The organism is Exiguobacterium sp. s181 (assembly GCF_018617125.1).
Lineage (GTDB): Bacteria > Bacillota > Bacilli > Exiguobacteriales > Exiguobacteriaceae > Exiguobacterium > Exiguobacterium profundum.
Genome location: NZ_JACSJM010000001.1, coordinates 472438 through 485173, shown reverse-complemented (window position 1 = coordinate 485173; position 12736 = coordinate 472438). Strand labels below are relative to the sequence as shown.

Here is a 12736-nt window from a genome sequence, read left to right as displayed (position 1 = left end):
CACCTCCGAATCGTTAGGATGATGATACAGAAAAGAGTTGCTGTGCTGGGCACAAAACAACTCTATTCGCTTTCATTTAGTTGGCAAGGATAGCATCGACGATTCGACGTGACGCCTCACCATCACCGTACGGGTTCGATGCTTGTGACATCGCTTTGTATGCCGTTTCGTCAGACAAGAGCTCATCCGCGAGTGAGAAGATGTTCTCTTCTTCGATCCCTGCGAGTTTGAGCGTTCCTGCAGCCACACCTTCTGGACGTTCTGTCGTGTCACGAAGGACGAGGACAGGTACACCGAGAGATGGTGCTTCTTCTTGTACGCCACCTGAATCCGTTAAGATCAAGTGCGACGTCGCCGCATAGTTGTGGAAGTCGAAGACGTCGAGCGGTTCAATCAAGTGGACACGTTCGACATCGTGAAGAATCTCGTTAGCGAGTTCACGAACGACCGGGTTCATGTGGACCGGATACACGACTTCGATGTCATCATACTTCTCGATCAAGCGACGGACCGCACGGAACATGTTGCGCATCGGCTCACCCAAGTTCTCACGACGGTGCGCTGTCAACATGACGAGGCGACGACCTTGTGAACGGATGCTGTCGAGCAACTCGCTCGCATAGTCGTCACGGACTGTCGTTTTGAGTGCGTCGATTGCCGTGTTCCCTGTGACGAAGATCATCTCTTCATTCTTGCCTTCACGAAGGAGGTTGTCACGCGACGTTTCCGTCGGTGCGAAATGAAGGTCGGCCATGACACCCGTCAATTGGCGGTTCATCTCTTCCGGGAATGGTGAATATTTATTGTGTGTGCGCAGGCCAGCCTCAACGTGACCGACTGCGACTTGGTTGTAGAAGGCTGCGAGTGATGCCGCGAATGTCGTCGTTGTGTCCCCGTGGACCAACACGATATCTGGCTTCGTTTCAGCGATGACCTCGCCCATCCCTTTCAATACACGTGACGTGACATCGTAAAGCGTCTGCTTGTCTTTCATGATGTCGAGGTCGTAGTCCGGTTTGATTTCGAACAACTCGAGCACTTGGTCAAGCATTTGACGGTGCTGCGCTGTCACGACGACAATCGGTTCTACCCCTTCACGTTTTTTCAACTCAAGTACGAGTGGTGCCATTTTGATGGCTTCTGGTCGCGTCCCAAAGACGGTCATGACTTTTTTCATAGGTCGTTTCGCACGGTCTGACTTCGCCGTGCTTCCTCCTCCCAATTGCTCACGCTTCGTTCGATACAGCGACCGACGAATGGCGTGTTTGTAGTTGTTCTTCTGTCAAAGGCGGTAAGATATACGTCTCTCCGAGCTCCGTTGCATCGACGACCGTCGTACGACGTTTGAGCTTATCGGCTTTAAACGAGTCTTGTTGCTCTTTAGACAAGTTGCGGAACCATTTCAAAAACTTATTGTACTCCCGAACGACTTCATCGACCGGTCCATATTCGCGCACTTCTCCGAACTCGAGCCAAAGGCCGAGCGTACAGAATTGGCGGACTTGTGAGACCGAGTGACTGATGAAGAAGATCGTCTTCCCACGGTCTTTGAACTCGTTCATCTTGGCGAGACACTTGTCGGTGAACGTTTGGTCCCCGACCGAGAGCGCCTCATCGATGACGAGGATGTCCGGGTCGACGTTGATCGAGATGGCGAATCCGAGACGGGACTTCATCCCGCTCGAGTACGTCTTGACCGGCTGATTGATGAAGTCGCCGATATCGGCGAACTCAATGATGGCCGGTGTCAAGTCGATAATCTCCTGTTTCGTCATCCCGAGCATCAAGCCTTTGAGCTCGATGTTCTCGAGCCCCGTCAAGTTACCGTTCAAACCAGAAGAGATCGCAATCAACGCCGTCTTTCCGTGAAGTTCGATTTTCCCGTGCGTCGGCGGCATCACGTCAGCCAGCAAGTTCGACATCGTCGACTTCCCTGACCCGTTGATCCCGATAATCCCGACCACTTCCCCGGGTGGAACTTCAAACGTGACATTGCGGAGCGCGTAAAACTGTTTGCCCCCTGCTTTACTGAAGAAGATCTCCTTCAGCTTATCAGATTGCTTGTTATAAAGCGTATATCGTTTCGATACGTTTTCAAATTTAACCTGGTACATAAGGTCCTCCTCAAATGTAATCGATGAAGTGTCGACGGAAACGCAAATGAATCATCGACCCGACGAAGAAGAGAACGAAGACGATGGCCCAGTAATAGAGACCGTAAGCCCAGTTAGTCGCCAACCAGTCGGTTCCGAGGAACATCGACCGATATCCTTCGACTAAATAATAGAGCGGATTGATTTGTAGGATATTCGCGAGCTTCGCCGGCGGCACCCAAAAAATCGGTGTCAAATACATCAACATCCGCATCATCGACTGAAGAAGGTTTTGAAGATCGCGCACGATTGTCGTGAGCGCGGACGTAATCAAGGCGAGCGAGTACAGTAGTGCGAGCGCACTGAACGCCAAGTAGATAAACCAGAGCGAATGTAGCCCCATCGGGAATCCGAATGCCCACATCAAGATAAACGAGACACCGACTAGCGCCACGTGGCGGTAGAAGAGTGCGAGCAAGACGTATGCCGGAATCGTCGAGATTGGGAAGCTCATTTTGGAGACCATGCCGATTTTCGAATAGACGGATCGGGCCGTCGAGGTGATCGCCGAGGCAATGAAGAACCAGACGACAATCCCTGCGACCAACCATGGCAGAAACGGCACGCCATCAATCGGCCTGCCGCTTCGAATACCAAATCCAAATACGAACCAGTAAACTCCAATCTGCAATAACGGTGTCACGAACTCCCATAAAAATCCGAGGTACTGCATCGAGTTGTTGCTTCGCGTCTCATACGTGGCGAGACGGAAAATCAAGTACAAGCTCGACTTTAGCTCTGAAAGAATAGCTTTCGCGGATTTAAACATGTTCATTCACCTGAATCAAAGAACGAGATTCGTTTCCTTTGTATATTTGTAGAGGTTGCCGTAGTTGACGACCGCTACGTCTTCACCTTCTGGTTTCACGATGTTACGTGTGTCGAAGATCATCGGACGACGCATCGTTGACTTGAGCTCTGCGAAGTCGAGGACTTTGAACTCGTTGTGGTCAACCAATACGAGGACGAGGTCCGCGTCTTTGAGTGCTTCTTCTTTTGAAACGAGCTCGAAACGGCTTGATGTTGATTTTTCAACGTGTGAGTCGTGAACAGAGATGTTCACACCACGGTCAAGCAAGATTTCAGCGATTTCAACCGCTGGGCTTTCACGCATGTCGTCGACGTTTCCTTTGTATGTCACACCAAAGACCGCGACTTTCGCGTCTTCGATTCCAGCAGTCAACTTCTGAACGTTGTCTGCAACGTAGTGTGGCATCGAGACGTTCGTCTCACGTGACAAGTTGATGATTTTCGCGAGGTCAGGTGATTTCGCGACGATGAAGTACGGGTCGACCGCGAGACAGTGTCCACCGACACCTGGGCCTGGGCTGTGCAAGTTGACACGTGGGTGCTTGTTCGCCATCTCGATGACGTCAAGAACGTTGATGTCCAAGTCGTTACATACTTTTGCGAGTTCGTTCGCGAGTGCGATGTTAACGTCACGGAACGTGTTTTCCATGAGTTTCGACATTTCTGCCGTCTTCGCATCCGTTTTCACGATTTCACCTTCAACGAATGTACCGTAGACGCGTGCGCCTGCTTCTGCACATTCTGTCGTGATTCCACCGACGATGCGGTTGTTGTGCACGAGCTCATGAAGGATTTGTCCAGGCAATACGCGCTCTGGGCAGTGTACGAGATAGATGTCTTCACCGACAGTGAATCCAGCTTCCTCGACGAGTGGTTTGACGAAGTCGTCCATCGTACGTGGTGCGATTGTCGACTCAACGATGATGACGTTGCCTTTTTCAACGAATGGCAACACTTTGCGTGTCGCATCTAAGACGTACGTCAAGTCACATGATTTGTGCTCGTCGTCGTTGTTCGGTGTTGGGACCGCGATGATGAAGGCATCTGCTTTCTCTGGTGAGAGTGATGCACGGAACTTCCCTTTTGCCACGACGTCTGCGACCATTTCGCCGAGACCTGGCTCTTCAATGTGGATCTCTCCACGGTTCAATTTATCAACAACATGTTGTGAAATATCGACTCCGACGACGTCGACGCCATAGTTCGCAAAGACAGCCGATGTCGGTAATCCGATATATCCAAGACCTACTGTACATACTTTCATTGTGTGGTAACCTCCAAATGTTTTGACGCGCTTTTTAAATAGCGCATTGTCCATCATTTTATTTCACATTCGATAATAAAACAATACTCATTATACTCTTGAACAATTCTTCGGTGCAATTACATTTTCATGACAATATCGTCGAAAATTGTTCGTGTGTTTTGCCTGAAATGATTTGTTCCATCTCTCGATAGAGACGATCGAGCGCGAAATGTTTACGGGCATACGCCTGATAGGCTTTTGCGTCCGCCATCAGCTTCTCGTTCTCTTCTTTATAAGAAAGGATTGTGTCAACAAATTCCATCGTATCCGTGACGAGCAGTTCGTCCGGGTAAATCGTCTCCGCGCCCGTCCAGTGACGGATGAGCGGATAAGACCCTGCGGCCATCGCTTCGGCCGGTGCGAGATGGAAACTTTCCAAGTCACTCGTCGAGAAGACGAAGCCGATTGATTGGAGCCATGTGTCGACGTCATTGCCGTGTCCATCGAAATGGACGTGGTCACGAAGGTCCGACTCCTCGATGCGTTTCAGTAACGCCTCGTAGTACGCGCTCTCCTCTTCGCGCTTCCCAATCCAATAGACATCTTTTGGATGGTGTCCTTTGAAGTGGAGCTGGTACCGTTTGTCCGTCTTCAGCAGCTCTTCGAGGACGTCGAGCGCGAGGTCCGGACGCTTCAGTTTCGGGTTCATGCCGATCATACCGAGACGGAACGTCAAATCGTCTGCCTGTTTCGGTTTGTCGAGCTTGTCCGCGTCGACGGCGTTGTAGATGACCGTCATCTGGTGACGCGGAATCCCGAAGAGACGATGCATTTCTTCTAACATATACGGTGAGACGAGAATGATACGGTCGATGTTGTCGAGCGCATATTCCCGTGGAAATGGTGTCTCTTTCTCCTGACGGTGAATTCGGACGATGAGACGCTGATGCGGCAACTTGTGTTGCGAGTACCAGACGGCGTTGCCGAGGCCCCACTCACAGAAAATGACGTCTGCTTGCGCGAGACACGCCTTACTGTGATTCACATCATGAATCTTATGTCCGTCCCACTGGTCGATGAGGACCCGGTAGCTCGGGTCGGCCTCAAAGCGTTCCATGAACATACGGATGAACTTCAAGTCGTGACCGGCGAAGAGAATCGTCGTCTTCTGCATCTCCCAAACCGCATCACGGAGGCGTTCGAACGTGCTGGCGAACGTGTAGTTTTTCGCCATATTGTAGAGACGTTCCGCCGCATCCTTGTAGATGGCCGGATGTGTGAAGGCGAGCTCGACCTTTTCGATGAACTCATCTTCCGAGTTGACGAAGAGCGGGTAGCTCGACCCGAGCAACATTTCGTGCATCTTGTTGCGGTTGAGAAGGACCGGCTTCCCGAGCGCCCCATATTCGAGGAGCTTCGTCGACAACTCGAGGCTGTCGTCAAGGTCCGGGTGGCGCCACGAGATACCGATGTCGCTCTCTTCGATGAGCGTCTCGACGTCCGCACGCGGGATGCCTTTCAACCAGTGGACCCCTTCGTCCGTCTGGAGACGATGTGTCACTTCTTTACGGAAGTTCGGGTTGTTCGGGTCTTGGTTGAACTTGTCCCCCGCCACCTTCAACTCGACGTCCGGCATCCGGACCCGTACCTTCTCGAGCGCGTCGAGAATTTCAGCCGAGTACCAGAGCGGCGCGAACTTTCCTGTATAGACGAGACGTTTCGCCTGACGCTTGAACGTCGGTGTCGCCTCGCGCATGTTCGGAATCATCGGGTTCAAGATGAGGAACGGCTTCGGCGTCTGTAAAAACGTCTCGAAGTACGCCTTCATCTCCGCCGTCTGACAGAGCATGCGCGCCGAGCGGTCCGCGATCTTCTTCAACCGTGCCAACTCTTCCTGTGACGCGGCCGATGAATCATGCGTGAAATCCGTGAGATAAGTCCACGTCTTTTTCATCGTATGTTCATAGTCGGAGAGCGCATAGGCGAGCTGGAACCCACGGATGAACGTCATGTCATACTGTTTCGTCTCGACGAGCTCGTGGATGAGTTGGGCCGCCTCTTCCGGCTGGAGCACCTTCTTCTCATAGTACGGCTCGTCTTTCTTCGTCGAGTCTTCCGTGAAGACGTCGATGAAGCGGACGCGGTCGAGCTGTTTGATCGACGCCGTCACTTCTGGTTTCACGATCGAGCGCTTCAAGAGCACGTCGACCTCGATGTTCGGGTCCTGGTTCAACATATGCACGACCGACGTGAGCCAGATGGCCGAGCCGTCGATCAAGTTCAAATTGACGTCCCCGTATACGAGGATCCGTAGCGGTTGCTTCGTCATAACGTTACCTCCTGACGGTCCGCTTCATCCATGGCGGCACCGGCTTTCACATATTGATACGGGTCGACACTGAAGATGCGTTTGCCGGAACGAGCGAGTTCGTTCAAACTCTCGTCCGCTTCAAAGATGTGGAGCGCCTCCTCGACCGTATAGAAGCGGAGTGCCGACGGCTGCACGATCGAGCGGGACGGTGTCGCGTCAAACACATAACGATACGACTCGTCATGGTCCTGTTTGACGAGCTTGCCGTCATACGCATAGTAATCCTCTTTCGTGAGGACATCCGCTTCCGCATAGCGTGCCGCGAGCAGATAATCGCTCAAGTAGTTCGGACCGTAATAATCGTCCGACTTCAAATGGGCGACCCAATCGTACGACTCGACCATCTCTGTGAACGAGGTATAGTGCGTCAAGTAGCTGCGCATATACGTCGAGATCGATGGCGTGTTGTACGTGTTGTACACGTCGATGTGATCCTCGAACTTATCGAGGAACATCATGAGGTGTTTATGCTCATAGTTCTGTGCCTCGAACTGGGCGACGACGCGTTCTGCCTCTTCGCGCGACTTGATGAAGGCGACGACGGCAATCTTCTCGTGGTCGACGCGGTACGGGATACCGACGTCTTGGACGATCTTCGCCAGACGTTGCGTGTACGTGTGATACGTCAACACGTGGCGCATCCCACGCATCGCGATGTCCTCATAGAACGAGTCATCCGTCATCAAGCGGCGGAACGTCTCATCTAAGTCTGACTCCCCATCGTCGAGGAAGACGTAATCGCCAAGCATGGAGTCGACCCCGACCGAACGGGTGCTGACGACCGGTGTCGCGCAGGCGAGTCCTTCGAAGACACGACGTGAGAACATCGTTGGTGAATCGTTGACCGAGTTGACGTTCAACATGACTTTATACCCTTTATACGCCTTGGCAATCTGGTTGTACTTCAAACTGCCGCGAATGGCGTGACGGAACTGTTCCGGGAATTGGAGCTGGTCGCTCTCCCCGCGTTGGTTGATCGCATAGTTGCGGTCGTAAATGGCAAGACCGTACTTATCCGCCGCCGCGAACAAGCGGTCCATGTCAGCTTTACGTGATTCGTGACGGTTCGCATAATACGAACCGGCGAAACACGCATACGGCTCACGCGTCCCTGGTAAGCGGATCGGGTTATGTTCTTTCGGCTGCGCCGCGAACGGTAACGCATCGACACGGTCATGACCACAATCTTCTTTATAGTTCGGAACGCGGTTCAAGTCGGTCGTATACACATAGTCGAATCGCTTCGCCGTCTCAATGAAACGGTCGTAGTGAATCGGGTCTTCTTTGTTCCAAAAGACGGTCGGGATGTTGTGATAACGGCACCAAGCGAGAAGCGCGTCGAGCTCTTCCCATGTGTTCGTGCCATATTTGACGATTTTCTTCTCCCATGCACCGGCGTTCCCTTTCCACGCCGATTCGACGACGAGGACGTCCGGTTGCTCATCGAGCAGCACCGTCTTCCAGTTGTCCGGTGTGAACGTGATGAGCTGACATTCTGGTTTGTAGGATGCCATCGTGAACTCATCGAAGATGGCCGCGACCTTCAGTTCGTGTAGTTCACGTGGGATTGGTGCGAAAAAGCGAGCCTCGCGCACGTCCATCCACGTCGGGTTTTCTGTACCATCGCTGACGAGTTCTTCAGCGACACGGATGCGATCGACCCGAGCCTCTCCGACACCGTCGACACGTAGGGCAAAGCGAAGGAAGCGAATGCCTCGGTCGAAATAGAAGACTTTCTCGCTTCCGATTTGGACCTGTTGCATGATCTGACGCTCCGTCGCCGAGTAGGCAATGATGTAGAGGACAACATTCGCCCCTTCATCGGCCACACCATCGAGCGTGACACGGTAACGACTGTTCGCCTTCACTTCATACGGGAACTCTGTCGGGAGCAGTTTGAAGCTGTTGTTCATCTCTGCATACGAGATGTAGCGGCGCTGATCGTCCTCGCCTTTCAAATTGACGACAAGTTGGTCATCCCGGCTCTTCAATTTGATGAGGTCCGGTGCCGGGATCGTCCACATGTCCGGTTTGAGCGACAAGACGTCTTCACGGCGGACACTCTTTTCGCGAATCATGCCGATATTCAAGTTCTCAAGCTGTCCTGACCCGTTCACGCGGATGAAATAGCGGATGGAACGGTGTGACGGTGCGATGCGGACGATACCGCTCAGTCCGAGTGGCACTTCAATCAAACGATCCTGCCCAGACACCGTATACGTCGCGATGAATAGCGAGGCGTCCGCTGTACCCGTGCGGTCCCCTTTCAAATAGAAACGATACAAGTCATCGTCCATATCACCCGTCTCAAAATCGATGCCACGTTCTGTATCGACGTGTGGTAGCGCGATCTCATCGACGCCATAGTGCGTGTATTGGTTTCCTTCGGCTCGCACGACGAGCGTGTCCCCATCGAAGTGAGCAATCTCACTCTGTGGCTTGAGCGAGCGGAGTGACGCCGACGTAAGCGGATAACGGAAATCAAAAGCATCAAGTGATACGTTCGCAGCCGTCCCTTCGACTGTCCAAAGCGACAGCTTGCCGAGCATGAGCTCGACGAGGCTGAACGCTCCTGCCCCGTTGACTTCAAGATGAGCCCGGACGATTTGTTCACCCATGCCGAGCGTCACATCGACCTGATCGCCGTCCTGCACCGTCACGTAACGAGTACGTCCGCCTTTACGCACGACTTCTAACGTCAACGTTGGCATCAAGCCTTCACGCGATTTGACACGCATCATAGCCGTGAACGTCTTTTGACCTGATTCGACGAGGTCGTTCACCGAGATGATATCTGAACTCGCGTTCGGTCGGTACGTGATGGTGACCGGCTCGTCCCCAGAGAAGACAAGGTCCGTCCCTTCAACGTGTACGTAAGGTGAGCGTGTATACCAGTTCGGTACGAGTTCACGTAGTTGATGCGATTTGTTCGGGCGTTTGTTCAACACTTTACGACCGAGTCGCTTCGACCGTTGTACCCCAAGGTAAGCGGCGCGACGTGCTTTTTTCTGCCAATCCATCCTCATATCCTCCAAATCATCGAGTCTTTCGAGCTCGATTCTTTATTTGCGAATGCGTCGTGCAACCGCCTGTGCCTTCAAAATCGCTTTACCGGCTTTCGATTGCACAAGACGACGATACTTCTTATTCACCACTTCATACTTACGTTTCACGTCCGTGAGCGCTTGTTCTTTCTTCTCGAACGTCTTCACGGTCCATTCAAACGTGTACAGAAGATCTCCATACTTTTGAACGAGTCGTCGATGCTTTTGACGTAATAGACGTTCATCATGTTTCAAATGACGAATCTCCTCTTCTTGAAGTTTGATTCGCTGTTTCAACAATCCGATTTCTTTTTCTAGTTCATTGCTCATGGTCTCACCTCACAAGTATGCGTCAAAATAGAGACGCTTCAATTCTTCTGTTTGTCCTGATTCATATAAGTCGACGAACTGTTTCACGATCGGCGTCTCTAGTTCCATCGGACGATACTGTTCGATGATTTCATAAAGCATACCGGCATTGTCGACAAACTCTTCCGGTTTGCTTCGGCGTAAGAAGACCAAATACCACATCGAGAAGAACCGTTCGAATCGAGTCGAGCGGTATTGGTCGAGTACACCTTCGCGGGCGAACGCTTTCGCCCGTGCCGTCTCCCGGATGACACACTTCGTAAAGTACTTCTTCGTGATCGTGTTGACCGTCGAACCGGCGACGGCCGCGTAATAGTCATGGATCGTCAAGTCGAGCAGAGCGACGCGTCCTGCGTTGAGGAACATCTCTTGGAAGAAGAGTGAGTCTTGCCCGACCGCACCGATGACTTGTTTCAAATCATGCTTCTGGATGAAGTCTTTTTTGATGACCATCGTCTGGATACTCTGCACCTTGAAGTTATGCTCAAGCAAGTACCCTCTCGGGTCTTCGATGACGCGAATGCCATCCTTCTCGAGGTCTTCGAGTTCGATCATCGCTTCACGGTTCGCAAGCTTCAACATGCTTCCGACAGAGAGGTCGAGCGTGTCATCTTCTTGCATGACACGGAACAGTGCCGCATAGCCGTCGTTGACCGCTTCATTGTCCGGGTCAAGGAAGGCGATGTATGGCGTCGTCGCAAGCTCCACCCCTTTGTTGCGTGGACGTGAGGCGCTACCGCTACCGCCGTCGTTGAACGAATACGTGTAGACGTTCGGATACTTCCGGACGAGACGTTCGATATAGCCGATCGTCTCTTGGTCCGTGGAACCGTCGTCGACGAGCCAGATCTCCATGTCTTCAAACATCGAGCTACGGCGAAGACTCGAGAAACACTTGTTGTATAGATAGCGACCGTTGTTATAAATCGGGACGATCATCGAAAGCTGATAGTCACCTGGTTCGTTCGGGACGAGCACGTCGTCTGGGGCGAGCAGTTCGAAATGATCGATGGCATAGCCTTGACCTTCGACGCGTTGGTCGTTCCGAAGCGTCTCAAGCGATACGTGACTAGCCGCGAACATCGTCAAGGCCACGTCAGCATAGTCTTCCACGAACTCATGGATGGTGTCCTGCCCTTTCGTCACGAACGAGACGTCCGTGTATTTGAAGGCGTTGACTAAGTCTTCCACATAGTAGTCGAGATAGTGATGACGGTCGTCAAACACGGTCACAAAGTCGGCTGTACGTAGGTCGACTTCTTGTAGATCCGCTTCGGCGACGAAGCGCTTGTGTGGATACGACTGACGCTCGAACTGTTCACGTGTCGCCGTCACATCACCGCGACCGATGACGAGGACGTCGCGACGGATTTCATGGTGGATGCCGAGAGTGAACAACATCTCACTGAATCGGTCGTACATCGTATGGTTCGAGAAGATGGTCCGGACACCAGACAGTTGATGCTCGAGACGCTCTTCGTCCGTCTTAAACATCTCTAAAATCCCTTGGGCGTCCAAGACGCTTGTGGCGATGAACACGTTCGGGAAGTCGTTGTTGACGGCGACGTTGTAATTCGTCAAGACGAGTTGCCCGCGAGCCTGTGCCTCATAGATGGCTTGCGCGCTCATCGTCGGGCTGTTCTTCACTTCATTGACGTGAAGCACCCAATTCGATGTCTCTTTCAGCTTCTCCATATCCTCAGGGTCCCCATGGACGAGGACATCTTGAAGCGACTTCGGTGCGAGTGACGCTTTCGACTCATTCGCCTCACGCATCACATAGAGTTCTTTGTTCGCATCGCGAACGCCTTGCGCGAGCGTCTCCAAATCTTTTGCGAACCGCTGGACGGGAAAACGGTTCGTCACGACGACACGGTCTACCTTGCCGCGCGTCATCCCGATCGGATTGACGTGAAGCGGGTCGACTCCCGGACGGATGACGAAGACCCGTTCATGCCCGGCTTCTTCCATATATTCCGTCACACGCTCCTCGTTTGCCGTGAAGATGTAATCACATTGTGCGGCAAGTGAAGAGAAGCGGTCGAAATGATTCGTATCGAGTGTCGTTTCGAAGACGACACGGATCTCCTTTTGTTTCGCCTTTCGAATCAAGTTTCCGAGCCAGTGACGAGAGTGCGAGCGTGGCGTCCCCATGTGATGGAAGGCCGTCGTCTCATCTTCTGTGAGCGCTGCCGAGATGAGCAGGAAATCGATGTCTTCTGCTTCAAGCAACTCTAAAAAGCCTGTCACGTTCTCAAAGTAATGGGTGTGACAAAGACGTTCGAGCTCTTTGGCCCGCTTGACCGGTCCGACGAAAGCGACATGCACATTCGCCTTCTCATAAAAACTGCTCCCGTTCGACTGGATGCGTGTCACATCAAGTTCTGGGAGGCGTTTCCGAGCTGCTTCGAGCTCTGCCTGTAATGCGGTTTGTTGTTCCTCGAACAGTTTGTCATCTAGACGCGGGCGTTGCGCCTGTCTCGACAAAGAAGGAAGTTCATCTAAGGTAATCAAGTCATCCCCGACCAATGCCTCTTTTCGGTTGACTCGTTCTTTTTCTTCTTTTAACCACGCGATATGCTTTTGCACGTCGCGTAGCGTCGCTTTTACATCCATACGTCCGCTCCACCTTTTTTAAGTAATCAGTATTTCTTCATCTTATCGTATCTTAACAGAGTTACATGTCGGTCGCAATTTGATGACAAATGTACGGCCCGGCGTTTCACATCAAAAAGACGGACCC

8 protein-coding genes are annotated in these 12736 nt (G+C 52.3%); all 8 read right to left on the bottom strand.

Annotation, left to right across the window (positions count from 1 at the left end):
* Positions 1-76: 76 nt before the first annotated feature.
* The 8 genes from wecB to KNO70_RS02500 all read right to left on the bottom strand — a co-directional run bounded on the left by wecB (position 77) and on the right by KNO70_RS02500 (position 12609).
* Positions 77-1177, bottom strand: a complete 1101-nt coding sequence (wecB, locus tag KNO70_RS02535) for a non-hydrolyzing UDP-N-acetylglucosamine 2-epimerase (protein ID WP_012727108.1) — start codon at positions 1175-1177, stop codon at positions 77-79.
* 49 nt (positions 1178-1226) lie between these two features.
* The gene (tagH, locus tag KNO70_RS02530; RefSeq protein WP_012727109.1) at positions 1227-2114 is read right to left on the bottom strand and encodes a teichoic acids export ABC transporter ATP-binding subunit TagH; all 888 of its coding nucleotides are present in this window, start codon (positions 2112-2114) and stop codon (positions 1227-1229) included.
* A 10-nt stretch (positions 2115-2124) separates the two neighbouring features.
* Positions 2125-2922 carry an ABC transporter permease gene (locus KNO70_RS02525; RefSeq protein WP_012727110.1) on the bottom strand — a complete coding sequence of 266 codons (798 nt, stop codon included), beginning with the start codon at positions 2920-2922 and terminating at the stop codon, positions 2125-2127.
* Positions 2923-2937: 15 nt separating this feature from the next.
* Entirely contained in the window at positions 2938-4227 is a 1290-nt protein-coding gene (locus KNO70_RS02520) for a nucleotide sugar dehydrogenase (RefSeq protein ID WP_012727111.1), read from the bottom strand.
* A 127-nt stretch (positions 4228-4354) separates the two neighbouring features.
* On the bottom strand, positions 4355-6538 hold the full coding sequence (locus KNO70_RS02515) for a glycosyltransferase (RefSeq protein ID WP_214687345.1): 2184 nt from the start codon (positions 6536-6538) through the stop codon (positions 4355-4357).
* The gene (locus KNO70_RS02510) at positions 6535-9600 is read right to left on the bottom strand and encodes a CgeB family protein (protein ID WP_214811149.1); all 3066 of its coding nucleotides are present in this window, start codon (positions 9598-9600) and stop codon (positions 6535-6537) included. Before KNO70_RS02510 ends, KNO70_RS02515 begins: the two co-directional genes overlap by 4 nt.
* 42 nt (positions 9601-9642) lie before the next feature.
* The gene (locus KNO70_RS02505; RefSeq protein ID WP_214811141.1) at positions 9643-9954 is read right to left on the bottom strand and encodes a hypothetical protein; all 312 of its coding nucleotides are present in this window, start codon (positions 9952-9954) and stop codon (positions 9643-9645) included.
* A 9-nt stretch (positions 9955-9963) separates the two neighbouring features.
* Positions 9964-12609 carry a glycosyltransferase gene (locus KNO70_RS02500; protein ID WP_214811139.1) on the bottom strand — a complete coding sequence of 882 codons (2646 nt, stop codon included), beginning with the start codon at positions 12607-12609 and terminating at the stop codon, positions 9964-9966.
* Between the last annotated feature and the right edge of the window lie 127 nt (positions 12610-12736).

Bases quoted from the DNA above. Each gene is read 5' to 3' on its own strand.
- KNO70_RS02500 (WP_214811139.1), bottom strand. From the start codon at position 12,609: ATGGATGTAAAAGCGACGCTACGCGACGTGCAAAAGCATATCGCGTGG.
- KNO70_RS02525 (WP_012727110.1), bottom strand. From the start codon at position 2,922: ATGTTTAAATCCGCGAAAGCTATTCTTTCAGAGCTAAAGTCGAGCTTG.
- KNO70_RS02505 (WP_214811141.1), bottom strand. From the start codon at position 9,954: ATGAGCAATGAACTAGAAAAAGAAATCGGATTGTTGAAACAGCGAATC.
- tagH (WP_012727109.1), bottom strand. From the start codon at position 2,114: ATGTACCAGGTTAAATTTGAAAACGTATCGAAACGATATACGCTTTAT.
- wecB (WP_012727108.1), bottom strand. From the start codon at position 1,177: ATGAAAAAAGTCATGACCGTCTTTGGGACGCGACCAGAAGCCATCAAA.
- KNO70_RS02510 (WP_214811149.1), bottom strand. From the start codon at position 9,600: ATGGATTGGCAGAAAAAAGCACGTCGCGCCGCTTACCTTGGGGTACAA.
- KNO70_RS02520 (WP_012727111.1), bottom strand. From the start codon at position 4,227: ATGAAAGTATGTACAGTAGGTCTTGGATATATCGGATTACCGACATCG.
- KNO70_RS02515 (WP_214687345.1), bottom strand. From the start codon at position 6,538: ATGACGAAGCAACCGCTACGGATCCTCGTATACGGGGACGTCAATTTG.